This is a genomic window from Streptomyces sp. NBC_00094 (assembly GCF_026343125.1).
In the GTDB taxonomy this organism is placed as follows: Bacteria; Actinomycetota; Actinomycetes; order Streptomycetales; family Streptomycetaceae; genus Streptomyces.
The window spans coordinates 7,832,381-7,857,381 of the sequence record NZ_JAPEMB010000001.1; the positions used below are offsets into that span (position 1 = coordinate 7,832,381).

Genomic DNA, 25,001 nt, shown 5'->3' on the forward strand with positions numbered 1-25,001 from the left:
AGGGTGGTGACACTGGTGCCATGGCGCACAAGGTATTGCTGGAAGGCGGGCCGGACGACCTCCCCGAGCGGATCGTCACGGTCGAGACCCCCGGCGAGGACGTGAAGATCCCGCACCTCGGCGGATACGAGCACTTCAGGGAGACCGAACGCCGGCACGACACCGCGGAGGGAACCCTGCGGGTGTACGAATGGTGGGAGCGTACGGAGATCGCCGAGTAGGGCGGCCGGACACACGCCGTGACGGGTGTCGTGGACTCGGATCACGTCACCGAGTCGATTCGCCCGGTACGTGCGTCCCGGTCTTCACCGAACCGGCAGGCCGGTCCGCCGACGGGAGCGGACCGCGATCGAGGCTGGAGAGCAGTTCCGCCGGCCGGTCGGCGAAGACTGTCAGCCCTTGCGGACCTCGCGCGGTGCGTGGCTGTAGTGGGCATGGCCGCGTTCGAGCGCGACGAAGGTCAGTCGAGCGTTGTCGAGCAGGGGGGAGAGGTCTCCGTCGACCACTCGCGTCGAACCGGAGACGATCACCTCGCGGAGTGCCGGATGGTCCGCGACAGGGGCGAGCGAGGCGATGTCACCGCTGTTCTCCAGCTCAAGGCGGTGCAGGAGAGCGAGACCGGAGACAAAAGCGATCGCGTCGGTCCTCGCGGAGAGCAGGGATACGTCCTCCAGTGCCGCGGCCCCGGCCAGCAGCTCGGAACGGGCGAGCCGGCCGTCGTAGAGGCGGAGTTCCCGCAGGGCCGGGAAGAGCGCGGCACCTTCCATGTCGGTGACGTGCTTCCGGCTCGCTTCGAGGCGGAGCTTCCGCAGGGCCGGCTTGGGCCCGAGCGCGGAAAGGGATGCTCCCTTCCACTCCGGCAGGACGAGGTCGTCGAGGGAGGCGAGCAGGGAAAGGGACCGGGCCACGACCGGCCACGGGGCCTCCAGCTCCCGGAGCTCCGGCAGCCCGGCCAGGTCCAGCTCCTGGGTGGCGGACGCGGGCAGCCGCAGGCGTACGAGTCCGGGGCATCGCGTCACCGGGGAGAGGTCCGGGACACCGCTCAGGACGCGGAGACTGCGCAGTCCGGCAAGGTCGGTCAGGAAGGCGAGGTCGACGGCGGGACCGGTCTTCCGGCGTGCGGGCGCTCCGATGACCAGCCCGTCGCACGTACCGTCCTCGAACCGCTCGGTATATGCGGGATCCCACGGTTCGTCGGTCACGAACATCTCGGACCACCCGTCGCGCCGTCGGGCGATCTTCATGCGTACTCCTCCGGGAATAGAAGAAAAAGGAGGTGGGGACGTTCCGTCCCCACCTCCTCTCCGTCAGCAGTACGGAGGCGCCCCGCCCGTGTCGTGTCGTGGCCGTCCGGACCGGACCGAGCGCACTGCGGTCGCGACCGCACGGAAGGATGATAGGACCATGGAAGGGCTACCTTTCACTCCTCCCGCCGGGGCGGACGAAGGCGGGCACCTCGGTCCGCCCCCGGCCGCTATCGCCCTGATTGCCGCAGACGGAGAGCTCGTCGGGTGGAGTAGTGAGGCCGAGGCCCTCCTGGGATATCCCGCTTCGGAGGTACTGGGACGCCGGGCGGCGGACCTGCTCGTCACCCCGCACGCCGATCGCGACGGATCGGAGGAGCGGCGACCGGATCAGCGACTGTGGTTCGGTGGGACACCCAGTGCCGTCGTGGACGCGCGCCACCGTAGCGGACACACCCTCCGTGTGGCAGTGGCTCTGCGCCCCCTGGCTCCCGCCTCCGACGGGGACTCCACCGGCCGGGCCCCCACCGCCGTCCTCATGGCCACCGAGCTGGAGGGACTTCGCTGGTGGGAGACCCGACAGGCGATGCTGCAGGGGCTCGTGACCCAGTCACCCGTGACACTGACCATCTACGGCCCCGGCGCGCGCCTCTTGTGGGCCAACGCATCCAGTGTCCAGGAGCTCGGCGGCGACCTCGCAGCATCGCTGGGCCGCTCCATGACCGAACTCTTTCCCGGCGATGTCCTCACCACCGAGCATCTGGCGTCGGCCGAGGACTTCGTCCAACAGATCCTCGAGACCGGTGAGCCGGTCATCGACGTGCATTTCCGAGGGCGCGCCCCGGCCGACCCGCGGCGTGAGCACGTCTGGTCCTCGTCCTACTTCCGACTGCTGGACGGCCGGGGAGAGCCGGTGGGCGTGTGCGAACAGTCCATCGACGTCACCGACCACTACCGTGCGCAGCAGCGCCTCGCTCTCCTCGCGGAGGCCGGTGCACGGATCGGGGCGACACTCGACCTGTCCGTGACGGCAGCGGAGCTCGCCAAGATCGTCGTGCCGCAGTACGCCGACGCCGTGCTGGTCGACGTGGCGGCAGAGGTGCTCGAAGGAGAGGAACCGAAGCCCGTCACGGCATGGGACCTGGTGCGCGTGGCCGATTCCGACGGAGAACCCTCTCGGGTGGGCGAGCAGGTCGCGTACGCCACCGGATCGTCGCAGGCCGAAAGCCTGGCAGGGGGCCGTGCGACCGCGGACGCCGTGGTCGCGCCGACACGGCTGTACGTCCCGCTGATCGTGCGGGGGACGCCATTGGGTCTTGTCACCTTCGTGCGGGGCGAGGACTCGGAACCCTTCGGCGACGATGATCGGGCGGTGGCAGAGGAGCTGGCGTCGCGGACCGCCGTGTGCATGGACAACGCCCGGCGGTACCGGCGAGAGCGCACCGCAGCGTTCATGCTCCAGCGCAGTCTGCTGCCACGGTCGCTGCCCGAGCTGAGCGCGGTCGAGGCGGCGAGTCGCTACCTGCCCGCCGACAGCCACCTCGGCGCCGGCGGCGACTGGTTCGACGTCATTCCGCTGTCCGGCGCACGTGTCGGACTCGTCGTGGGGGACGTCGTCGGCCACGGGCTGGGAGCCGCTGCCACGATGGGGCGCCTGCGCGCGATGGTGCGCACCCTGGCCGAGCTGGACCTCGCGCCCGACGAACTCCTGGCCCGGCTGAACGATCAAGTCGGCAAGGACGCGTCGGACCAGAAGGTGCAAGGCTCGGAGGGCAGTGGCGCCGTCGGAGCGACGTGTGTCTACGGGGTCTACGATCCAGCTTCTCGAACGAGCACCTGGGCGGCGGCGGGACACCCGTCGCCGGCTGTGGTGCAGCCGCACGGCCCCGTCAGCTTCCTTCGTCTGCCACCGGGGCCTCCTCTGGGCGTGGGACGGCTTCCGTACGAGGGCGCGGAAGTGACGCTCGCCGCAGGAAGCCTGGTCGTTCTGTTCACCGACGGCCTCGTGGAGGCGCGGGGGCAAGGCATCGACGTGGGGTTGGGCCGCTTGGCGGCTGTACTCGGGGAGCAGCGAGGATCGTCGTCCGACCTGTTGTGCGCCCAGATCGTCGCGGAGCTGGTGCCGGACCATGTGCGGGACGACGCGGCGCTCCTTGTCGTGCGCACCCGTGCGCTGGACGCACGCCAGGTGGCGGCCTGGGAGCTGCCCTCGGACCCCGCGCTCGTCGCACGCGCACGTTCGATGGCCGCGGAACAGCTTGTGCGGTGGGGACTGGACGATCTGGCGTTCACCACGGAACTGGTGGTCAGTGAACTGGTCACCAACGCGATCCGTCACGCCTCCGGCCCGATCGGTCTGCGCTTGATCCGGGACCGTTCTCTCATCTGTGAGGTCTCCGACTCGCAGCACACCTCACCCCATGCCCGCTACGCAGGCAACGACGAGGAGGGCGGACGTGGACTGTTCATGGTCGCCCAGCTCACCGAGCACTGGGGTACGCGTTACATGCCGACGGGTAAGACGATCTGGGCGGAACAGGCCTTGCCCGTGCCTTGACGGCTCACGGCGTGTGCAGGCGTACGGCCAAGGCGGCGATGTCATCGTCGAGGCTGCCTCTGCTGTGACGGAGGAGGTCGTGGTGCAGCGCCGTGAGCAGATCACGGGGAGGTGTGGGGGGCTGTCGGCGCATCCACGCTGTCAACGGGAAGAACTCACCGTCCCGGGCGCGGGTTTCGGCGATCCCGTCCGTATAGAGGAGGAGAAGTTCTCCGGGAGCGAAGTCGAAGGCGTCCGCACGGTACTGGTCGCCGAGCATTTCCGCGAGGCTGAGCAGAGGCGAGGGGACGGACGGCTCGAGGGTGCGCACCTCCTTGAGGCTGTGGATCAAGGGCGGGGGGTGTCCGCAGTTGACGATGGTGATGTGGCTGCCTTGATGCGGGATCTCGACGAGCAGCGCGGTGGCGAAGCGTTCCATCGGCGCCTCGGGTGGATGGGCGGCGTTGTGCCGGGCGCAGCTCGCGTCGAGCTTGCGGGCGACGTCGGCCATGGAGGCCTCGCCGTGTGCCGCCTCCCGGAAGGCGTTGACGATCGCCGCGGCCGCCCCCACCGCCGGCAGGCCTTTGCCCCGCACGTCGCCGATGAGCAGCCGTACTCCGTACGGCGTATCGACCACCTCGTAGAAGTCCCCGCCGATGCGGGCTTCCGCGGCGGCCGCGAGGTACAGCGATTCGATCTCGACGTTCCGGAAACGGTGCGGCAGGGGCCGCAGTACCACCTGCTGGGCCGCGTCGGCGACGAGCCGTACCTGAAAGAGCGTGCGCTCCCGTTGAAGCCGGACATGGCTTCCGTATGCGGCGGCCACGGTGACCGCGATGATTCCCCCGCACGTCCACCACGTCCCGAGATCGGGGAAGACGAAGCTGAGGCCGATCATCAGAAGGAGGCAGACGGTCCCGAGGAGGACAGTCGGGAGGACCGGCCACATGGCGGCGGCCAGAGCCGGCGCCGCGGGCAGGAGGCGGCTGAAGGCCATCTCCGGCGGAGTGGCGTAGGCCAGGCTGGCGATCACGACGGTCAGAATCACCGGCGACAGCCGCACGAGCCTGCCGTAGCCGTAGCTCCGACGGAGCCGCGGCCGTCCGGACTCGATCATGAATCCCAGAGTATCCGCGAGGGGCTCGCTCAGCGACGTGACAAGTGGGCTCCGCGTGTGACAGAGCCCGCCGGCGGGCTTGCGAGGGCGCGACCGCATGATTCGTCCTTGACTCGCGGAAACGGGGCGGTCACGGACGGTGTCATCGAGATGCGCTCGTCGCGCGGCAGTGACCGCTGGCTGAGCGGTGCGACTGTCCCCGCGGGCGTGAAGACGCTCACCGAGCTCTCCGCGCCCGCCAAGGCGACGGTCCGCGACGTCCTCGACATCGCGGTGTGCTCCCCGTAGGGCTGGGCGCAGTGGAACGTCGGCGACCCGGAGGGCGAAGACGTCCACGTCGCACCATCGGGCGGCCGCTATGCCGGGAACGAGGCGTGGGCCGGTAGCCGGCGAACTCGATCGGTCAGGTCCTCTTGATCGGATCAGGCCGAGATGCGGGTCCCTGCGCCGCCGACCCTGATCCGCCGGTCGCCCGCCCGCAGTTCCACCGTCAGGACGCCAGGACGTCCCATGTCCTCCCCTTGGTGGAGGGTGAGGACCGTCGCCTCGGGCACGAGTCCGAGCTCACGGGCGTACGCGCCGAAGGCGGCCGCCGCCGCCCCGGTCGCCGGGTCCTCCACCACACCGCCCACCGGGAACGGCCCGCGGACGTGAAAGACCTCCGCAGAGGCGCGCCAGACCAACTGCAGCGTCGTCAGGTCGAGCCGGTGCATCAGGGCCTCCAGGCGGGCGAAGTCGTACGCCAGGCGGGCCAGGCGCTCTCGGCTCGCGGCGGCAAGGATCAGATGACGGGCGCCCGCGAAGGCGATGCGGGGAGGCAGGGCGGGATCGAGGTCGCCGGCCGGCCAGTCGAGCGCGGCGAGTGCCTCTGCCAGGTCATCGGCCGCGACCTCCTCGATGTGCGGCTCGACGCTCGTGAGCGTGGCCCGCAGTACCCCGCCCTCCCGCGTCACGGTGACCGGCACGGTCCCGGCACGCGTGGTGAACACCAGATCGCCGGGGCCGATGCGCTCAGCGAGGGCCACCGCCGTCGCGACGGTGGCGTGACCGCAGAAGGGCACCTCCGCCTTGGGGCTGAAGTAGCGGATGGTGTACGTGCGCCCGGCGTCCGATGCGCCGGAGCCCGCTCCCTCGAACGGCGCTGTCAGGAACGCGCTCTCGCTGTAGCCGACTTCGGCCGCGATCGCCAGCATCTCCTCGTCGCCGAGGCCCGTGGCATCGAGGACGACTCCAGCGGGATTGCCCCCCTCGGGATCGTCGGAAAAAGCGGTGTAACGCAGGACGCCGGGGGTTTCCCGTACGGAGTTCATGCCGGGAGAACGGCGCGGAGCCCCGAGGTAGTTCCCCGGGTCCGGGGACCGTCCCGGAGCTCCGTGCCCGGACACGACCTACGGCGGTGCACCATCGACAGGGTCGTGAGGAAGCCGGTTCCTCCCCGCGACAGGGGGAGGGACCGGCTTCCGCGATCCGCGGGAGACGGCGCTAGGAACGGTCGAGTGCGCGGGCGAGGAAGCGCCGCGTGGCCTGCTCCCGCGGAGCGGTGAGCACCTGCTCCGCGGTGCCCTGCTCCACGATCACGCCGCCCTCCAGGAAGCAGACCCGGTCCGCGACCCGCCGGGCGAAGTCCATCTCGTGGGTGGCCATCAGGATGGTCAGGCCGCGCCGCTTCAGGTCGGCGACGACGTCCAGGACCTCGCCGACCAGTTCGGGATCGAGGGCCGAGGTGATCTCGTCGAAGAGCAGCAGCTCCGGCTCGGTGGCCAGGGCGCGGGCGATCGCCGCCCGCTGCTGCTGTCCGCCGGAGAGCCGGTCGGGGTGTTCGTGCACCTTGTCCGCGAGCCCGAGGCGGTCGAGCAGCTCGCGGGCCGAGGCCTCGGCCTTCCTGCGCGGGACGCCGTGGACCTGGCGCGGCGCGAGCGTGATGTTGTCCAGCACGCTCAGATGCGGGAAGAGGTTGTACGCCTGGAAGACGATGCCGATCCGACGGCGGGCGACGTCGGGGTCGAGACGGGGATCGGTCAGCTCGGTCTCGCTCAGGTGGACGGTCCCGTCGTCGACGACCTCCAGCAGGTCCACACAGCGCAGCAGGGTCGACTTGCCCGAACCCGAGCCGCCGATCAGACAGACGACCTGGTGCTCGGCGACGTCCAGGTCGATCGAGCGCAGCACCAGCCGCTCCCCGTACTGCTTGCGGAGGCCGCGGATGCGCAGCAGCGACTCGCTCATCGGCCCGCCCCCGCCCAGGTGCGCTGCGCCGCCCGCCGCTGGAGCCGGTCGGCGAAGCGGGTCAGCGGGATGGTCACCGCGATGAACAAGAGGGCCGCTCCCAGGTACGGGGTGTAGTTGAAGTCGTAGTCCGCCTTGATCTGCGCGGCCCGCAGCGCCTCGAGCGGACCGAGGACGGCGACCAGTGCCGTGTCCTTCTGCAGGGCGATGAAGTCGTTGAGCAGGGGCGGCAGCACGTTGCGCACGGCCTGGGGCAGGACGACGTGCCGCACGGTCTGCCGCTCGTTGAGGCCCAGGGCCCGGGCGGCGTTCCGTTGGGCCGGGTGGACCGAGTTCAGTCCCGCCCGGAACACCTCGGCGACGTACGCGGTGTAGGAGAGGGTGAGGGCGATCACGCCGAGGATCCAGGGCTCGGAGGGGGTGCCCTGCAGTTGCAGCGCCGGTAGTCCGAAGCCGACGAGGAAGATCAGCAGCAGGGTCGGTACGCCGCGGAAGACGTCCACGTAGACCGTGGCGGCGAGCCGCAGCGGCTGGAGACCCGGTGCGCGGGTCACCCGCACCAGGGCGATCAGCAGTCCCAGGACGAGGATCAGCACCTCGGCGACGAGGAACATCTGGATGTTGAGCCAGAAGCCCCGGAGGAGGTCGGGGAAGGCGGAGCGGAGCTCGGCGCCGTCGAAGAACAGACTGTCGACGCGCTCCCAGCCCGGTGAGGCCACCGCGGCCGCGCCTACCGCCACCAGGCCGAGCAGGGTGCAGAGGGTGGAGACCCAGGTGTGGCGGCGTTTGCGGGAGCGGCGGTACCGCTGCCGCTCCCGTTCGTGGTCGCTGGGCCGGTAGTCGGTGTCGTACGTGCCCGGAGAGGCGGCCGACCGGTCCGGTACGGCTGTCTTGCCGATGTCCACAGCCGGCCCGTTATCGCTTCAGCTCGGGGACGTTCGCCGAGGCGGAAAGCCACTGCGTGGTGAGCCTGGCGAGAGTGCCGTCGGCCTTGAGTTCGTCGAGGGCCTGGTTGACGCACGAGGTGTACCCGCTGTCCTTCGGCAGCAGCAGACCGAACTTCTCGGGGGTGCCGCCCGCGTAGCCGAACTGGCCGACGATCTCGCCGTTCTCCAGCTCCGCCCCGGCCAGGTAGAAGACGGTGGGCAGGTCGGTGACGATCGCGTCGATCTGACCGTTCCGCAGCGCGGTGACCTCGTCCTTGGTGGTACTGAAGACGCTCGGCTGCTTCGAGGGCTTGATCTGGTCGAGCACGGCCTGGTAGCTGGTCGTCGCGACCTGCACGCCGATCTTGGCGTCCTTGAAGGCGCTCAGGGACGTGGCCTTCGCGAACGCGGATCCGTCGAGTGCCAGGATGGCCTGATTGGCCGTGTAGTAACTGGTGGAGAAATCGACGGCTTTCGCGCGCTGCGGCGTGATGGAGATCTGGTTGATGTCGAAGTCGAAAGCCTTGGGGCCGGGGGCGTACGAATGGGCGAAAGGCTCGACGACCCATTTCACCTGGTCGCGTTCGAAGCCCAGCTTTTCGGCCACTGCATAGGCCACGGCGCTTTCGAAGCCTTTTCCGTTCGACGGGGTGTTGCTGTCGAACCACGGTTCATAGGCCGGGGAGTCGGTCGCGACGGTGAGCCGGCCGCGCTTGTGGAGGCTCGGGCTGTCGGTCGTGCACAGGGCGGCGTCCTTGGCGCCGGCCGCTGCGGGGGTGTTCTGCGGCTGCGGCGCGCAGCCGGCCGCCGCCAGCGCGACGAGGGCGGCGGCGGAGGCCGCCAGGGATATGCGGGTACGGGACATCAGAGGTCCTTCGGGAGAAGTCCGGGAAAGGTACGGGAAAGAGGGCCGGTGCTGTGCGCTCAGCGACACAGATCGGCCGCACAGCGCACGTTGTCCACGTGGAGGCGGCGTACCAGCAGGAGAGTTCCGGACATGCTTTTCAGCATTCCGGCTCACGGAGACCGGCGTCAATCGGGAAGACCGTTGCCGGGGTAACGCGTTGATAACATGTCAGCTGGTGAGATGGAATACCCGGTCGCCTTGACGCAGTCCGAATGCCTCCGCCGCGGAACCGCCGCGGACCACCAGTTCGGCGAATCCGACCCCGGAACTCCCGACGGTGATTCCGGGCTCGCCGAGCGGGACGTCGGGGAGTCGGTCGTAACAGCGCACCCGGATGTCGCGGCCGTCGAGCCGGTTGCGCACGAGAAGGCTCTCGGCGGTGTCGTAGCCGGGCAGTTCGGCGGCCGGGCGGTCCAGCTTGCAGTTGCCGAAGTTGTCGACGACGGCGATCCGCACGTCGTCGGCGACGGACGGGCGCACCGCTGTCGGCTGCGCGGGAACGGGGTGGCCGTCCACCAGCCAGCGGGCCAGCAGGGGCGCGTACCAGAGGCTCCGGAACTGGGTCCGTACCATCTCCTCGATCTCGGCCGGCGTCAGCTCGGCCCAGTCGTCGGCGGCGGCTTCCAGCACTTCGCGGACATCGGTGACCTGGACCTCCGTCAGACCCAGGTAGGTCGCCAGCGGGGCGAGGACCCGCTGGTTCAGCGTGCTGACGACCAGGTGGTTCCCGTGGCGGAAGGAGCAGAAGGGCACGCCGTTGGGCCAGTGTCCGTCCCTCGGTGCGATGTTGACGAGGACCACGACCGGTCGGCTCGGGCCGCCGATCAGGTCCGTGGAGCGGAGCAGGTCGAGCAGGGTGAGGGCGGCGGCGCCCTCCGGGTCCGGTCCGCCGAGCGGCAGGACGGTCGGCGTGGAGCCGAAGAGGGCGGCGATCCGGGTGGACTGGCGAGCGAGCGCGTTGGGGTCGGCGCAGTCGGTCAGGGAGACGACCGGGGGAAGAGGCATGGCGGTACTTCGCCCTTCTGTCGAGGGAGACACGGGGTGGGTGGGGTTCGAGGTGCAGGGGTCGACATGCTCGGTGGCGGGCCGGGACGACAAAAAAACGGACCCTCCGTCTCCGGAGGGTCCGTCGCGTCCTGCGCGCACACGGCTTCGCTAGCGAAGCGCCTCCGGGGGCGGGGGCATCATTCGCATCATGGCGAGGGTGGCGGTGTGCTGCATGAGGTGGACGCTAGCACCGGGTGGAATCGCCGCAGGCGCCGTTCCACATAGTGGACATGCTTTTCCGGTCGCTTGCTTGATGGGGCGGGTCGCTCAGCGCTTTTGCGAGCCGTGACCGGCGAGCGCTCGCGGTGAAAGCCGTCCGCCGGCCGGTGGCCGAGAGCCCGGACGGCGCGGCCGGGTAGCCGAAACGACCGTCCTCGGGTCGGCCGGGAACCGCGCCGAGGGCGGGGCCGCGGGGCCCCGCCCTGACTGTCGGGTTCAGGCGGGGTACGGCAGGTCGGCCTCCGAGGTGCCGGCCGGCCGGGCGTGCACGGTTGCGTGAGGGCTGCCGATCCGCAGCTGCCAGGCGTACGGGCTGTCGGTGGTCACCCGGAGGCGGTCGCCCGTGCGGTGCAGGTGGAAGTGGGCGATCTCGCCAGGGCCGTCGGTGCGCGGGATCACGACGGTGCGCTCCGCGCCGTCCGCGAAGGCGTGGACCCGCAGTTCGACGCCGTCCGCCCAGGCCGAGACCGGGTGCTGGTCGTCGGCGGCCAGCGCGATGACCGAGTCCGGGCGGGCCAGCAGCGGCAGGGTGTGGAAGTCGTACTGCTCACGGGCCCAGCGCGGACCGGTGACCTGGGCGCCCGTCAGCACATTGGTCCATGTGCCTTCCGGCACGTAGTACTCGACTGTGCCGTCGTCGGTGAAGACCGGGGCGACGAGCAGGTCGTCGCCGAGCATGTACTGCCGGTCGACCGTGGCGGCGGCCGGGTCGTCGGGGAACTCGAGCACCATGGCGCGCATCACGGGGACGCCGGTGGCGTGCGCCTGCTGGGCGGCGCGCTGGAGGTAGGGGGCGAGGCGGTGCTTGAGCAGGGTGAACTCTCGGGTGACCTCGACGGCCTCCTCGCCGTAGTCCCAGGGCACGCGGTACGACTTGCTGCCGTGCAGGCGGCTGTGCGAGGAGAGCAGCCCGAACTGCACCCAGCGCTTGAAGACGGTGGGAGTGGGGGTGCCCTCGAAACCGCCGATGTCGTGGCTCCAGAAGCCGAAGCCGGACAGGCCGAGGGAGAGGCCGCCGCGCAGCGACTCGGCCATGGCGTTGAAGTGGGACTCGCAGTCGCCGCCCCAGTGGACCGGGTACTGCTGGCCTCCGGCGGTGGCGGAGCGGGCGAAGAGCAGCGCCTCGCCCTCGCCGCGCTCGGCGCGCAGGAGGTCGAAGACGGCCTGGTTGTAGAGGTGGGTGTAGTAGTTGTGCATCCGTTCCGGGTCGGAGCCGTCGTGCCAGACGACGTCGGTGGGGATGCGCTCGCCGAAGTCGGTCTTGAAGCAGTCCACGCCCTGGTCGAGCAGTGTCCTCAGTTTGCCGGTGTACCAGTCGCGGGCGGCGGGGTTCGTGAAGTCCACCAGGGCCATGCCGGGCTGCCAGAGGTCCCACTGCCAGACGCTGCCGTCCGGGCGCCGCACCAGGTAGCCGTTTCGCATGCCCTCCTCGAACAGCGCCGACTTCTGCGCGATGTACGGGTTGATCCAGGCGGAGACCCGCAGCCCCCGCTCCTTGAGGCGGGCCAGCATGCCGGCCGGATCGGGGAAGGTGTCGGAGTCCCAGACGAAGTCGCTCCACTGGTAGCCGCGCATCCAGAAGCAGTCGAAGTGGAAGACGCTCAGCGGGATGCCGCGTTCGGCCATGCCGTCGACGAAGCGGTTGACGGTGGCTTCGTCGTAGTCGGTGGTGAAGGAGGTGGTCAGCCACAGGCCGAGCGCCCAGGCCGGGGGCAGGGCGGGGCGGCCCGTGAGGGCGGTGTAGCGCTCGAGGATCTCTTTCGGGGTCGGGCCGTGGACGACGAAGAACTCCAGGGACTGGTCCTCGACGCTGAACTGGACCTGGCCGACCGACTCGGAGCCGACCTCGTAACTGACCTTCCCGGGGTGGTTGACGAAGACGCCGTAGCCGCGGTTCGTCAGGTGGAAGGGGACGTTCTTGTACGCCTGCTCGCTGCTGGTGCCGCCGTCCGCCTGCCAGATGTCCACGACCTGGCCGTTCCGGGTGAACGGCGTGAACCGTTCGCCAAGACCGTAGACGAACTCGCCGACTCCCAGGGAGAGTTGTCCGAGCATGAAGTGCCGGCCGTCGGCGTCGGTGGCGAAGCCGGTCCCGCGCTCGCCCACGGAGGTCAGCACCCGACCCTCGGCGGTGAACTCCAGGCGCCACGGCTCGGCGGTGTCCACCCGCAGTGAGAGCTCACCCGCACTGAGCTCGACCACCGTGCCGTCCCGGTGCACCTTCCCGGCATCCGGTTCCCCGCCGGGCAGCGCGAACTCCGGCCCCCGGTGCACCGAACCGGCGTGGTGGGTGGCACGTACCCCGATCACGCCCTCGGCAGGTGACCAGCACTCGATCGTCAGCAGCGGACTGTTGAGCATGCCGCCGCGACTGCGCACATGCTTCACCGGCGCGTAGAGGGTCATCCGGTGCTCGTCGGCCCGGACGTCGGCGACCTCGGTGGCGTAGCGGGCGGTGACGCCCGGACGCATCAGCCAGTAGCCGTCGGTGAACTTCATGGGGTGGATTCCTCCGTCCGCGCGTGGTGCGCGGTGATCAGGCCCCGGTACCAGTCGTAGCTGTCCTTGGGCGTTCGGGTCAGGCTGGTGTAGTCGACGTGGACAAGGCCGAAGCGCCGGCCATAGCCGCGCGCCCACTCGAAGTCGTCGAGCAGGGACCACGCGTAGTAGCCGCGTACGTCCATCCCGGCCGTGAGGGCGTCGGCGGTCAGGTGGTCGGCCAGGTAGGCGATCCGGTCCGAGTCGTGGACCCTGCCGTCGGGGGCGACGGTGTCGTCCTCGGCGGAGCCGTTCTCGGTGATCCAGACCGGTGGGAGCCGCGGGTAGCGGGCGTGGAGGTCCAGGAGGAGCTCCGTGAGCGCGGCCGGGACGACGGGCCATCCCATGGTGGTGTGCCTGGTCCCGTACGGGTCCGGCTCGGCGACGCCGATGTCGACGGCGGTGCGGAGTTCGGGGTCGTCCGTACGGTGGAGTGCGGCGGCGATGGTCACCGGCCGGTAGTGGTTGGTGCCGAGGAAGTCCAACGGCTCGCCGATCACCTCCAGGTCACCGGATCGCCGCCAGGGGCCGTCGGCGAGGCCGCTCCAGGTCTCCGCCTCGTGCCCGGGGTAGCACCCGGCGAGGAGCGGCCCGGTCCGGACCTCGTTGTGGAGAACCTCGGCGCGGCGCAGCGCGGCGAGATCCTCGGGTCGGTCGGAGGCGGCGTGGAGCCGGTCGAGGTTGAGCGTGATCCCGACCTCCCGGGCGCCCGCGGCGCGCAGCTCCCGTACCGCGAGACCGTGGGCGACCAGCAGATGGTGGGCGGCCGACAGGGCTCCGCGGCCCTCCTGGGCGCCTGCGATCTGGTACGCGGCGGTCGCGGCACCGAAGCGGAAGCCGGCGGGCAGGGCGGGGAACGGGCGCAGGGTGGGCCCGGATGCGTCGGACACGGCCACCTCAACGAGAGGGAGAGACGGTTTCGATGGGTGAAGCGCTTCGACGCTCCCACCGCCCAAGTTGCGATGTCAATGCCTGGTAGGAAAGAACGCCCCCATGTCCACGGCCTCTTGTTTCGCCGTGAGTACCTCATTACCTCGCATCTCCAGGCGAAGCGCTTCGACGATCCGTGATCCGCCGAGGGGGCGGCCGGAACCCCTACGTCTCTGAAGGGCCCCGCATGACCGATCTGCCCGCGCGCGTCCTGTTCGGCGCGCCGCCTACTACCACGAGTACCAGCCGCCCGAGCGGCTCAAGACCGACCTCGATCTCATGGCGGAGGCGAAGTTCCCCGTCATCCGCGTCGGCGAGTCGGTCTGGTCCACCCGGGAACCTTCGAGCGGCCGGTTCGAACAACCAGCAGTGGAAGCTCGTCGAGGTGGCCGGGTCTGCTGACGCTGCAGCGCTGACGACGTGGCACCGCACCCGGCCCCGGTGCGGCCAAGCTGCAGGCGACTGGTCCGCGTATGGCCCGGATCTTGGTCGGCACGGAGTGGGCCCTGACCGATGGCCCATGGCGGCGGCGAGCCGGCACAAACGAGGGGCGGGTCGACAGGTCTCCACGGAGCACGCCTCGATCCAACGCGCCACGAGAGAGAGGTTGTCGTCACCGAGCCGCCAACTCCGCCGTGGCTACCGGACCACAACCACGGTTGCAGGAAGCAGGCAGCTGCACGATCATGAAACTTCACTGGGCGAGGCGGGGGTAGCAGTGAAGTTCGGCGTATTGGGGCCGCTGACCGTATGGGACGACGTCGGCGAGATACGTCCTATCGTCCAGCCGAAGTCGAAGCTGCTGTTGGCGGCACTCCTGCTCGAACCGAACGGCATCGTGTCGGTGGACGCAGTGAAGGAGATCATGTGGGGCGAGAAGCAGCCACCCACGGCCACCGCCTCCTTGCATAACCACGTCGGACGGCTCAGACGCGCTCTCGGCGGGGGCGATGGTGATCGCATCCGCTCTACCCGGTACGGGTTCGAGATCCAGGTCGGGGACGGGGAGCTGGACGGCGAGTCGTTCGCACGGCATCTGTCCCGCGCTCAGCGTGCCCTGGGCGAGGGAGACTGGAGGACAGCGAACGAAGAGGCGGCGTCGGCGCTGCGGCTGTGGCGCGGCTCGCCGCTTGCCGACCTGCCTTCCTTCGACGGTCATCTACGGGTCGTCTCCTATCAGGAACAGCGGCTGGAAGCCCTGGAATGCCGCTTCGACGCCCTCCTGCGGCTCGGTCGACTCGATGGTCTGGCCACGGAACTCGGAGCCCTGGCGAAGGAGCATCCGCTGCGGGAGGCCTTCCACCGGCAACTGATGCTCGTCCTCGACCGCACCGGCCGCAAGGCGGAGGCGATCCTCGTCTTCCACGGCCTGCGCGAAACCCTCGTCGAGGAACTGGGTGTGGAGCCCGGCCCCGCAATCCAGGAGGTGAACCAGGAGATCCTCTCGGCGGAGGCACGCAGGGAACAGCCCAACCCGGACGCCGAACCTCCGGCGAGGCTGCCAACGGTGCCACGCCCCGCCCAACTGCCAAAGCCGCCCACTGAGTTCGTGGGTCGTACGGACGAGATCGCAGCCATCCGCGCCGCGCTGACGGGGCAGCGCGCCCACACCGCCGTCGCCATCGTGAGCGGTATGGCGGGTGTCGGTAAGACCGGCCTCGCTCTGCGTGCCGCGGACGGCCTGCGTGCCGCCTTCCCCGACGGACAGCTGTTCCTCAATCTGCACGGGGCAACCCCTGGAGTACCGCCCCTGGACCCGTCCCAGGCACTCACCGCGCTCCTCTGCGGGCTCGGCCTGGAAGCCCGTTCCGTGCCCGTTGATGTGCAGGCTGCCTTTGCACGGCTGCGCTCGGTCCTGGCGGGCACGCGCACTCTTCTGGTGCTGGACGACGCCGCTTCGGCGAGCCAGGTCCGGCCCTTGCTGCCGGCGGCGCCGGGCTGTGCCGTGCTGATCACCAGCCGACTGCCACTCGCCACGCTCGACCCCACCCTGCGCACGCCGCTCGCCTTGCTGTCCTCCGCGGAAAGCGCCCAGTTGTTGGCGAGGGCATCCGGCCGCACCTGGACCACCGCTGACGACGACGTCATGGGCGAACTCGTAGCGCTGTGCGGCCGACTGCCACTCGCACTGCGGGTGACGGCGGCTCGACTCGCCACGCGCCGTGTCCTGACGGCCCGGAATCTCGTGGAGCGCCTTGCCGCTCAGGAACAGCGCCTCGACCACTTCGAACTCGACGATCTGAGCGTACGTCGCTCGCTCGGCGTGGCCCACGCCACTCTGCGCGCTTCCGATGCCCCACGTGATCAGAACGCGGGACTGGCCCTCGTCAGGATCGGAGCGCTGGACCTGCCCACCTATCCGACCTCCCTTGTCGCCCGACTTATGGGCACCAGTGAGCGGGATGCGGAAGAGGCCCTCGACCGACTGGTGGAAGTCGCGCTCCTCGAAGACGTCAGCGACGGCAGATACTCGGCCCACGCTCTTGTCCGCGACTTCGCCCGCGAGCTCGCCCGCCGGGACGACGAGCAGGAAGAATGTGCCGCGGCGGTCATGCGAGCGCTGTCCTGGTACATCGCCAAAGCCGGACGTGCGGCGACGGCTCTCCGGCACTTGATCCAGAGCACGGTCGTCCGCGCCTGGGAGGACCGGGGGGCTGCTCCGTTCCTCAGCCCCGCCGACGCATTAGCCTGGGCGGACCAGGAAAGAGAGAACCTGCTGTTCCTCGCTGCGCAGGGTGGCGATGGCCCCATGGACCGCGCTCAGGCCCTGGAGCTGATGGAGGCGTTGTTCCCCTATCTGCATGACCGTGGACGGATCGAGGAGATGAAGAGTCTCGTCCACGGCGCCATCAGCCTCTCTCGGTCACATGGAGATGTGACGGCGCATTGCCAGGCGCTGCTGAACCTGGGAAGGACCTACTACACGGCCGGCCATCTCCACGATGCACTGCTTCTGATCGACGAGGCCATCGTGGTGGGCGAGGGGCACCACGAACCCGCCGCGATGGTGACGATGCTGGGCAACCGGGCTGCTCTGCTGAAGGAACTGGGGCGTGCCGCGGAGGCGCGTACGGCGCTCGACCAGTGCCTTGCCCTGCGGACGGAGCAGCTCTCGCCCATGCGGGAAGCCATCCTTCTCGGGCATCAAGGCTACGTGGCTGAACTCCACGACCTCCGGCTGGCCGTCCGCTATCACCGCCAGAGCCTGGAGGTCGCCGAGCGGATCGACTACCCCCTCATCCAGCAGGTCGCCCTGTGCAACCTGGCGCACGCTCATCTCGCGCTGCACGAGGCGGACATCGCGCTGGTCCACTTCGCTCGGGGACTCGCCGTCGTCTCCGATACGTCGCACTGGAACGCGGAGCGGGAGATCCGGCTCGGAGAGGCTCGTGCCCTGCGCGCTCTGGGGCGACTGGATGCCGCTCACGGGGCATGCGAGACGCTGCGCACCCTCGCCGAGGAACGCGGCGACCTGTACGCGACGGGGCTCGCCGATCACGAACACGGGCACATCCTCCGGGCCTTGGGGGACGAGCCGAGCGCTCAGGAGCGGTGGAAGAGCGCGCTGTGGACCCTTGCCAGGACCGACGCGCCCGTACTCGAAGAGCTTCGCCTTCTGGTCAAGTCGAACTCCCTTCCCGCACCGAGACCTCCGGCGTCTGCGCCGGAGCCGGTCTGCTCCGCGTGAGCACATGGCCCAGTCCGATCAGGACCGGCACGGCTCCGGCCGCGAACATGAGGGCTCGAGCGTGATCCATCCCGGCCGCGGCGCCGGAGGCATATCCCAATAGGATGGCCAGCTTGGCCAGGAAGGCGAAGGCCGCCCACGCCCGGCCCTGGGTCTCGGACGAGGCGCGTTCTGCGATCACCACCGCGACCGATGCGTTGAACGCGCCGTTCGCGGCACCACCGATCAGGAAGGCCAACGCGACCGAACCTCCGGTGAGAGGCAGCAGCGTGGGCGCTGCGATGACCGCGCCCATCACGCAGGCGGACGCGCCGAGCAGGCGTCCGCCGGCGTCGCTTGCTCGGTCGACCGGTACGCGCAGACTTCCCAGCAGCAGCCCCAGGGACCAACTGGCGATCGCCACGGAGTACCAGGTGTTGCCGAGTCCAAGTCCGTGCTGCAAGTAGAAGATGCCGACGACGCCTTCAAGAGAGGTCCCCAGAATCACCACGAAGATCAGGAAAACGCCCTGACGCCCGAAGACCTCCGGTCGAAGGAGCACACCGAAGCCGGTCCACCGCTCGGGCCGAGCACGTGCGGATCCGCGGAACCGAGGCCGGCGGACGGATCCGCGGAGGGCGACCAGGCTGCACAGCACCAGTACCAGGAACGACGCGGAGTTGACCAGCAGAAGCGTCGACCTGTTGAGCCAGGAATAGCTCAGGCCCGCGAGCATGAGCCCGATGACTCCGGCCATGCCGTCCAAGGAGGTGCGCCGTCTGACCGACCGGCCGCGCCGCTCCACCGGTGACAACTCTCGGAGCAGTACGGAGCCCATGGGACCGACGATGCTCTGTGCCGCGCTGGAAGCTGCGATCAGGGAGACGATGGGCCAGACCGTATCGACCTGCGATAGGGCGGCGAAGCACAGGGCCTGGACGACTAGTGCTGCCGACCACCAGAGAGGGTTCCCGTAGCGATCGGTGAGGTATCCGCCTATCAGGCCCAGGACGAGGGATGGCAGCAGTTGGGCGAGAAGAATCGCTGCCATCAAGGCGGTTGACCCCATGCTTGCCGCGTACAGGGCGAAGGCGAGGGCGGCGGACTTGTCGCCCAGCGAGGAGACGAAGGTTCCGGTCAGAAGGACGTTCACGCGCCGGGAAGGATTCACCGTGTGTCCAGCGTGACGTGCATGAGGCGCACGGGCCAGCCCTTCGCACCACCATCGGCGACGTACATGGTGTCGGCCCGCGTGCAGCGGTGTCCCGCTGCTTCGAGGACGGCCTTGACAGCGGATTCCGTCCACACACGTTCGATGTGGTTTCCCAGGACCCCTGGCCATTCCTCTCCGGTGATGCCTCCCTCCAGGAAGACGTTGTGCAGCAGTTTGTGTTCGGACCTGATGTAGTGGATGCCTCGCCAGACGATCCGGTTCCTCCCGGAAGGAGCTCGGAAGGTATATGGCTGCACAACATGATCGAACGCGGGAAACTTGTCGATGACCTCGTCCGAGAAGACGGAGAGGAGGACGGATTTGGGCCCCTCGAAGGACTTCGACAGATTGCGCATCAGTGTGATCAAGGAATCGCTGTCTCGGAAAGAGTTGACTGTGACGTTGCCCATGACGAAGGCGGTCCGTCGGTCGAGCGATTCCAATGAGAATGGGTGGAGAACATCCATGAGGCGGGTCTCGATCCCGGTTGCGGGAGAGTCCCTGAGTAGCTCCTCGAAGATGGACAGGGGACCCTGGACAGAGTCGAGACCGATGTAAGTGTCGTATGCTCCGGCGAGGGCGAAGGCGAGGCGTCCGGTTCCGCAGCCGACGTCGACTATCCGCTCGATCTTCAGGCTCTCGCAGGCGCGTACCAGAGCTGCGACGTCCCAGGTCTGAACCGATGACATGGGGTGGTCCCAATACGCAAACGCGTCGTCGAAGAAGGATACTTGGCGGGGTGCCGGTTCCAGTGCGGCGATGCCGCGGAACATGCCGAAGAATCGGTTCATCCCTGCACCCCGGCCCGAATGTAACGCGCGATGTCCGGTTGAATACCGTGCGACCGGGCATGGAAGAGGACCTTCATCAAGGCGTCGCCGAGCCATTCCGTGAATGCTTCGGACTCGGGGCCGGTATGCGCCCCCACCATGGCAGTGCCGGCGACGTGGGCGAAGAAGTGGGCGCGCGCAATGTACTCGGACACCTTTTCGGGCGTGGTATCCCCTGAGCCCATGGCATGGAGGGTCAGGTGGAAGAGCGAAAGGTGCGTGTAGACATGCAGCGTGGACAGCACGCGGACGGAATCCATCTGCCTCGGCCCTTCGGGCGTGGGATTCCACGGAATGTTGAGGAAGGGGCCGCTGGTCGGTGTGTACTGCGGTGGCAGAAGCCGCCGGACGAGTAGGAGATCGCCGAACTTCTGGTGCAGCGTCTCATGCAGAAGAGACTCGGCCAGATAGACCGGATCCCTCAGTATTCGCTCGTTGACGACGATGGTGAGAGGCGTCGGTGTGAGGTATGCGGAGTCAAAGGTACCGGCCAGGATCAGAACATTGCCGGAGAAGGGAAGGGTTTCGGTGGCGACCCGCCCCAGCGCCGACGAGAGAAATTCTTTTGCCTCGTCGATCCTCTCCTGCTGGAAGAGTGAAGGATCGAATTCTGGCGTTTCGGCCCCGTATCCTTCGGCCCGAAGGTCATGCACCGCTTCCTCGGTGATCCAGCGGATATCCTGATCGCTGGCAGGAGTGTCGATTCCGAGAACCCGCAGCGAAACAGAGAAATCCGCATCCGCTGTGAGGGGCGACGAAGGGGCCAAGGTGGCGGTGAGGGCCTGATCGCGGGTTGCCGAGGGTGCGCCGCGCAGCACCTTCTCAAGTTCCGCTCTGAGTCGCGCCTTGCGTGCGGAAGTCGGAACTCTCGAATAAGTGAGATTCTGCTTTCCTGGCGGAGTCAGCAACTCGGTGAGTCCGTCGAAAAGCGCGTCGGAATCGCTGCGGATCGATGGCCCGTCGCCGTAGGGCCCGTTCGCCAGATGCTCGACGATGTGGTGGATCACTGCGCGCTCCCAGAGCGGATGAGATTTCCCGACTTGAGGTCTCCGAGGATCTCGTTGAAAATTCCGGTATCCTTCGGTGCACCGTGTTGCTCCCGCGCTTCCTGGTACGCTGCGCGGGCCGCTTCGATGTTGCCGCGATGCCGCACCAGCAGCGCCAGAACCGCAGCCGTCCCGGCGCCGAGCAGGACGGCGGAGACGGGCTCGACTGTGAAGGCCAGCACATGCCTTCCCGTGGAAAGCCTGGCGATGCGGTGGACGTTCACGTGGACGTCCTCGTCGGAGACGATGGTCGGGCCGGTCATGACTCCCCCTGGATGATGTGCTCTTCGGTCAATGGGTAGGCATGGCCGCTCGGCATGCTTTTGAGGGCTTCGGTCAACTGGCAGACCAGGGCGTTGCCGTCGACGGCCAGCGCCCGCGAGAACCTCTGATCGGCGAGGGCCGCCATCATGAAGGATGCACGCGCCGCGCATTCACGGGCTCGCTCGATGCTCTGCGGCGTACCCATGGCGGCGTTCAGCAGGGCGATGTGCGTGTACACGTGACCGGCCGACAGCAAACGCCAGGCATCGAACTCGCGCCGTCGCCGGGGCGGATACCAAGGCAGCGACAGCCTGAACCGTTCGGCGGTGTCGAGGGCTGGAGCGAGGAGCCAGCGAATCTGTCGAAGCGCGGCAGACTTCTCGTGTAGGGACTCGTGCAGGATCGCTTCCGCCACCCGGCCGGTGTCCTTGAGGAGGAGCTCGTCGTTCACGACGATCGTCTCGGGAAGCTGCATGAGGTACATGCTCTCGATGGGCGACCGGTGCACGAGTACCAGGTGGACCAGGGGCAGTGTCGTGCTCGAAATCAGAGGGAGGTGGTCCCGCACCGTGATGAGCCCCGACCGCAGGGCGGCCAGCGCGGCATCGGGCAGCGTGGGGGATGCGGCCCGGCCCAGGGCGTTCTGGGTCATCGCCGACTGGAAGAGATGGTCGAAGGCGTCGAAGCCGTGACGGGGGGAATAGTCCAGCGCCCACAGTCCAGGATCGAGCCGTTGGCCGGAGTCGTACGCGGGTGGCGTGCGGACGTGATCCGGGGTATCCGGAGGGGTACACCCCACGCCGGCCGCGGCGTGATTGACCTTGGCTCTCCAGACGACCCGCTCGATGGCTCCCGCCACGCTTGAGTCCGGGCCCGGCCGTCCGGTGACGGGAATCCTGGCCGACTCGGCCACGCCCTGACACCAGGTGTCGACGTCGGACAGGAGACCATCACTCGCGACCGGTCCCGAGGAGAGCAGCGAGTCAAGGTCTTCGATCAGCCGGATACCCATGATGTCTCCTGAAGGCCCAGTGTGAGGAGGACGGCCTCTTCGCCGGGACCGAGGGGGGTTCTGCCATGCGGAGTCTCGGCCGCATGGAACCAGGCAGCCTGGCCGGGCGCGAGGTCGTAGCCGGTGACGACGGAGCTCGACTGGACGAAGTACGTGGCCGAGAACCTCTTGGCGTGCTCCGGCCTGACTCGCTTCAGGCAGAGCAGGAGGTTCAGCGGGAACCGGTTGGCGTTGTCGACGTGCAGGGGGATGAAGTCGCCCTCCTCGTAATAGAGAAAGGAGCAGAGGTACTTCGCGTGGATGCTTCGTCCGTAGAGCTCCTCGACGGACTCCCTGACGCGTGCGGCATCCAGCCGGCCGACTACCTCTGGCGGGCACGCGGAGATGGTTCGGCCGTAGCGAACCTGTGCCTCCGCGCGAGCCGAGGACGCGAAGTCGACCATCTCGGCCAGGAATTCGGCATCGGCGAACCCGGGCCGAAGGACGATCGGCTCGAACAGCCTTGAGGTGGCCGTTGAGTCGGCGGCGCAGTCGATGAGAATGCGGCTCGGCGTTTCGGGGCGCGGCAGCAGGCCGCGCGGGGTGAGGGGCATGAGGATCCGAGACCACTCGTTCGTCCTCTGCTCGGCCTCTCTCAGGACGGCTCCTGAAGCATCTGCGTTCTGCATGTGATCACACCCTCCGGCTTCGAACTCCACACTTGTCGGGCACGCCCCCGCCGTCTCCGGTGAGGGCGTGCCCGAGTACCCCGTGTCCTGCATTGGCCAGTGGCCGAACCCGTCGGCGCGGTGCGAGGTCACGCTCTGACCGCTTGACCCCGCCGGTTCAACTCGCGATACGGGTTTCCGGACTGGTTACGCCGGGTCCGGGTACTGGGCCTGTGCGCGCAGGTCGGGAGCGGAGATGGTCACCATCGTGGACTCGGCGTCGCCCTCGAGGAAGGCGAGCTCCATCAGCTGGTCGATGTCCACCATGTTGGAGTCGTTGTTACCCATGATCTCTCCTTATGAACGATGGCTGTGGTCCGTCGGCTCTTCCGTCGGACGGTGGCCTTGAGGAGAGTCTGGAGCGCGGGATCAACGCTTCTCCAACCTGTGACTAACAGCGTCACTGCTTATGCGGCCGGCCTCCAACAGGCCACTAACGTCGATCCTTCCTGACGGACCGTCGGTTCTTCCGGTGGACCGTTTCGCGTTCGTGGGCTGATCACGGTCATGGCGACAGGCTGGCTGCCGCGTCTGGTGGGCGCCGGGGTTCCACGGCTCCGGGCGGGATGGGCGCTCGTCGGGAAAGCTCGAAGGCGCTGCTGATCACGTCGATGCAGGGCCAGTTGGCGGGCCAGGCGGAACGTGTGGCGATGGCTGGTGCTGACCAGCTGGGCGGCAGCGTCCCGGTCGGTAAACGAGCCCGTGACGTCCTGGTCGCAGGCTCAGATGGACATCACGGGCGGCACCACTCGCAGTCGGTCAGCCCCTGGTTGAGGCCGAGCAGCACGCTCGCGGCGACGATCCAGCCCCAGGACGGCGCCCACGCGAGCGCGAAGGACACGGGGGCGCTGGCCAGGCCGGAGGCGTCGGTGCTGATGAGGGGACGGTGGCGCCTCGGGCCGAGGTCGGGCTGGGCTTGACCTCCTCGCGTCGGGCTGACCGGCCCGGTCAGTGCGCGGCAGCTGCCCGGGTGAGGACAGCCGCCGCCGTCTCGATGTCGCCTGGGGCGGTCCAGCGACCCGGCGTCAGCCGCAGGGCACCGAGCGCCCGCTCCGCGGACAGGCCCATCGCGGTCAGGACGGGTGAAAGGGTGGGGGTGCCGCTGTGGCAGGCCGAGCCGGTGGAAGCAGCGATCCCGTGGGTGGCGGCGAGGAGCCCCGGCGGCCTATGGCACGACGTGGGCGCGGGCGCGGAAGTACGCCTCCGGGGTGAGCCGGAGTTTTGGTCCGTGACTGGTCCGGAAGCGCTGGTCAGGAGTGGGACACCGGTGGGATGAACTGGGAGGTCCGGCGTAAAGCTACCCCCGATATGCGGGGTGAGTGAGAGGCGCCTGACGGGCAAAAGCCCAGGTCAGGCGCCTCTTTTCGTGCCCCTGGAAGAAGCCGAGCTTCTTCGGCGAGTAGCTGACCAGCAGGTTCTTCGAGTGCTGGTGGTACGCGCCTCGCATGGCCTCTGACCAGCGGAAACGGCCACGACTCGACCCGGCTGCGGGCGGCTGGTCCGCGTATGGCCCGGATCTTGGTCGGCACGGAGTGGGTCCCTGACCGATGGCCCGTGGCGGCGGCGAGCCGGCACACAACGAGGGGCGGGCCGACAGGTCTCCACGGAGAATGCCTCGATCCAACGGGCTACGAGAGAGAAAATCGCCAGGGCTAGGATGCGGTCTGTCGGCGCCTGAGACCGATCAGGCCGTCGGGGGAGCGGAAGAATGCCATCCACTTATTCAATCAGGTGCTCGAATCTCGGCGCAGTCCCGCACGGCGACCGTACTTCAGTAGGTGGCCCGGCTGAGGTGGGCAGCAGGGCACCCAGCGAGACGATCATGTCCTGTAACGTCGCACGCCCCACTGGCGCCGACCCAGGGAGCATTTGCGGTACAGCCATCAAGGCGCCTCCCCCTTGCCGATGACGATGTCTCCGTTACGGGTGTGAATCCTCACGGCATGGTCACTTGTGTCGTCTTTCGTGACATCCATTGTGATGTCGCCCTTCTTGGCGGCCGTGTCGACTGCGTACGTCGCCTCCGGCAGGCCGAGCCGAACGTCGCCGTCCTGGCTTCGCACATCGACGAGGTCAGGTGCGGAGACGAAGTTCAGCTCGTTGTCGCCGTTCCGTGAGGCGACGGTGACCGACCTTGCGGAGATCCTGTCGCCTTCGATGGTTCCATCGCGGCCTTCCAGATCCAGATGGGGCCCGCTGAGGTCCGACAGCCGCATGTCGCCGGCTTTGGCCGAGAAGTCTGCGGTGAAGCCCGTGGCTTCAACAAGACCCTTGTCGTTCTCGGCAGTGATCGCGACGTCGCGCGGTACCTTCACGGTGTACTTCGCGCCGCAGTTGACGGAGAGGCCCGTGCAGTCCAGCGAGAGCGTGAGAACGCCCCCTTCAAGCTTCCATCCGGATTCTATTTCGCCGCCAACTTTCGTACCGCTGACCTGCCGCGTCACCCGAACGCCCTTGACATCGGCGGCTACGAGTTCCAGGTCGGCGGAGTCGGACTTCACGGTCAGGCTGTCCCCACTGAAATCAAACATTTTCGATTCCACGACTGTGTTCGCCGGGGCACCGTCCGGAC

20 protein-coding genes and 3 pseudogenes are annotated in these 25,001 nt (G+C 68.5%); 6 read left to right on the forward strand and 17 right to left on the reverse strand.

Going from position 1 to position 25,001, the window contains the following annotated elements; all coding sequences use genetic code 11:
- Nucleotides 1-20 precede the first annotated feature (20 nt).
- Nucleotides 21-221: a DUF5988 family protein gene (locus tag OG580_RS34500; protein WP_267047586.1), complete on the forward strand. Its 201-nt coding sequence runs from the start codon at nucleotides 21-23 to the stop codon at nucleotides 219-221.
- Nucleotides 222-392: 171 nt separating this feature from the next.
- Here OG580_RS34500 and OG580_RS34505 read toward each other — a convergent pair whose 3' ends face one another.
- The gene (locus tag OG580_RS34505; protein ID WP_267047587.1) at nucleotides 393-1,244 is read right to left on the reverse strand and encodes a hypothetical protein; all 852 of its coding nucleotides are present in this window, start codon (nucleotides 1,242-1,244) and stop codon (nucleotides 393-395) included.
- Nucleotides 1,245-1,404: 160 nt separating this feature from the next.
- Between OG580_RS34505 and OG580_RS36210 the strand changes: the two are divergent.
- Both OG580_RS36210 and OG580_RS34510 read left to right on the forward strand, forming a co-directional pair.
- Nucleotides 1,405-1,722, forward strand: a pseudogene (locus OG580_RS36210) (PAS domain-containing protein); the annotation flags it as partial.
- Between the two features lie 60 nt (nucleotides 1,723-1,782).
- Nucleotides 1,783-3,801, forward strand: coding sequence for a SpoIIE family protein phosphatase (locus OG580_RS34510; RefSeq protein WP_323182696.1), 2,019 nt, complete (start codon nucleotides 1,783-1,785; stop codon nucleotides 3,799-3,801).
- Between the two features lie 4 nt (nucleotides 3,802-3,805).
- Here OG580_RS34510 and OG580_RS34515 read toward each other — a convergent pair whose 3' ends face one another.
- A complete protein-coding gene (locus OG580_RS34515; protein ID WP_267047588.1) occupies nucleotides 3,806-4,897 on the reverse strand; it encodes a PP2C family protein-serine/threonine phosphatase in 1,092 nt (363 codons plus the stop codon).
- A gap of 108 nt (nucleotides 4,898-5,005) precedes the next feature.
- On the opposite strand from OG580_RS34515, the gene OG580_RS34520 reads away from it, so the two are divergent.
- The gene (locus OG580_RS34520) at nucleotides 5,006-5,185 is read left to right on the forward strand and encodes a hypothetical protein (RefSeq protein ID WP_267047589.1); all 180 of its coding nucleotides are present in this window, start codon (nucleotides 5,006-5,008) and stop codon (nucleotides 5,183-5,185) included.
- Nucleotides 5,186-5,319: 134 nt separating this feature from the next.
- Here the strand turns inward: OG580_RS34520 and OG580_RS34525 are convergent, their stop codons facing one another.
- The 7 genes and pseudogenes from OG580_RS34525 to OG580_RS34555 form a co-directional block, all read right to left on the reverse strand.
- Nucleotides 5,320-6,207: a PhzF family phenazine biosynthesis protein gene (locus tag OG580_RS34525; RefSeq protein WP_267047590.1), complete on the reverse strand. Its 888-nt coding sequence runs from the start codon at nucleotides 6,205-6,207 to the stop codon at nucleotides 5,320-5,322.
- A 172-nt stretch (nucleotides 6,208-6,379) separates the two neighbouring features.
- Nucleotides 6,380-7,123, reverse strand: a complete 744-nt coding sequence (locus OG580_RS34530; protein ID WP_267047591.1) for an amino acid ABC transporter ATP-binding protein — start codon at nucleotides 7,121-7,123, stop codon at nucleotides 6,380-6,382.
- Nucleotides 7,120-8,028 (reverse strand): amino acid ABC transporter permease, encoded by a 909-nt coding sequence (locus OG580_RS34535; RefSeq protein WP_267047592.1) that lies wholly within the window; start codon nucleotides 8,026-8,028, stop codon nucleotides 7,120-7,122. Before OG580_RS34535 ends, OG580_RS34530 begins: the two co-directional genes overlap by 4 nt.
- A 10-nt stretch (nucleotides 8,029-8,038) precedes the next feature.
- Entirely contained in the window at nucleotides 8,039-8,914 is an 876-nt protein-coding gene (locus OG580_RS34540) for an ABC transporter substrate-binding protein (protein WP_267047593.1), read from the reverse strand.
- Between the two features lie 210 nt (nucleotides 8,915-9,124).
- The gene (locus tag OG580_RS34545; RefSeq protein WP_267047594.1) at nucleotides 9,125-9,961 is read right to left on the reverse strand and encodes an SAM hydroxide adenosyltransferase; all 837 of its coding nucleotides are present in this window, start codon (nucleotides 9,959-9,961) and stop codon (nucleotides 9,125-9,127) included.
- Between the two features lie 477 nt (nucleotides 9,962-10,438).
- Nucleotides 10,439-12,721: an alpha-xylosidase gene (yicI, locus tag OG580_RS34550; RefSeq protein WP_267047595.1), complete on the reverse strand. Its 2,283-nt coding sequence runs from the start codon at nucleotides 12,719-12,721 to the stop codon at nucleotides 10,439-10,441.
- Nucleotides 12,718-13,557 (reverse strand): annotated as a pseudogene (locus OG580_RS34555) (family 1 glycosylhydrolase); the annotation flags it as partial. The pseudogene OG580_RS34555 and the gene yicI, both read right to left, overlap by 4 nt.
- Nucleotides 13,558-13,877: 320 nt before the next feature.
- On the opposite strand from OG580_RS34555, the pseudogene OG580_RS34560 reads away from it, so the two are divergent.
- Together OG580_RS34560 and OG580_RS34565 are read left to right on the forward strand one after the other, a co-directional pair.
- A pseudogene (locus OG580_RS34560) lies at nucleotides 13,878-14,050 on the forward strand (beta-galactosidase); the annotation flags it as partial.
- Nucleotides 14,051-14,408: 358 nt separating this feature from the next.
- Nucleotides 14,409-17,378, forward strand: coding sequence for a BTAD domain-containing putative transcriptional regulator (locus tag OG580_RS34565; protein ID WP_267047596.1), 2,970 nt, complete (start codon nucleotides 14,409-14,411; stop codon nucleotides 17,376-17,378).
- Here the strand turns inward: OG580_RS34565 and OG580_RS34570 are convergent.
- From OG580_RS34570 to OG580_RS34605, 8 genes are all read right to left on the reverse strand, one after another.
- On the reverse strand, nucleotides 17,311-18,510 hold the full coding sequence (locus OG580_RS34570; RefSeq protein WP_267047597.1) for an MFS transporter: 1,200 nt from the start codon (nucleotides 18,508-18,510) through the stop codon (nucleotides 17,311-17,313). The two genes, OG580_RS34565 and OG580_RS34570, sit on opposite strands and share 68 nt — an antisense overlap.
- A 14-nt stretch (nucleotides 18,511-18,524) precedes the next feature.
- On the reverse strand, nucleotides 18,525-19,361 hold the full coding sequence (locus OG580_RS34575) for a class I SAM-dependent methyltransferase (RefSeq protein WP_267047598.1): 837 nt from the start codon (nucleotides 19,359-19,361) through the stop codon (nucleotides 18,525-18,527).
- On the reverse strand, nucleotides 19,358-20,407 hold the full coding sequence (locus OG580_RS34580) for a hypothetical protein (protein WP_267047599.1): 1,050 nt from the start codon (nucleotides 20,405-20,407) through the stop codon (nucleotides 19,358-19,360). The genes OG580_RS34575 and OG580_RS34580 overlap by 4 nt, the downstream gene beginning before the upstream one ends.
- Nucleotides 20,404-20,709 (reverse strand): hypothetical protein, encoded by a 306-nt coding sequence (locus OG580_RS34585; RefSeq protein WP_267047600.1) that lies wholly within the window; start codon nucleotides 20,707-20,709, stop codon nucleotides 20,404-20,406. The genes OG580_RS34580 and OG580_RS34585 overlap by 4 nt, the downstream gene beginning before the upstream one ends.
- On the reverse strand, nucleotides 20,706-21,722 hold the full coding sequence (locus tag OG580_RS34590) for a hypothetical protein (protein WP_267047601.1): 1,017 nt from the start codon (nucleotides 21,720-21,722) through the stop codon (nucleotides 20,706-20,708). Before OG580_RS34590 ends, OG580_RS34585 begins: the two co-directional genes overlap by 4 nt.
- Complete coding sequence (locus tag OG580_RS34595) at nucleotides 21,707-22,390, reverse strand: hypothetical protein (protein WP_267047602.1); 684 nt, start codon at nucleotides 22,388-22,390, stop codon at nucleotides 21,707-21,709. Before OG580_RS34595 ends, OG580_RS34590 begins: the two co-directional genes overlap by 16 nt.
- 186 nt (nucleotides 22,391-22,576) lie before the next feature.
- On the reverse strand, nucleotides 22,577-22,717 hold the full coding sequence (locus OG580_RS34600; RefSeq protein WP_267047603.1) for a hypothetical protein: 141 nt from the start codon (nucleotides 22,715-22,717) through the stop codon (nucleotides 22,577-22,579).
- Between the two features lie 1,595 nt (nucleotides 22,718-24,312).
- Nucleotides 24,313-24,960, reverse strand: coding sequence for a DUF4097 family beta strand repeat-containing protein (locus OG580_RS34605; protein WP_267047604.1), 648 nt, complete (start codon nucleotides 24,958-24,960; stop codon nucleotides 24,313-24,315).
- Nucleotides 24,961-25,001 lie beyond the last annotated feature (41 nt).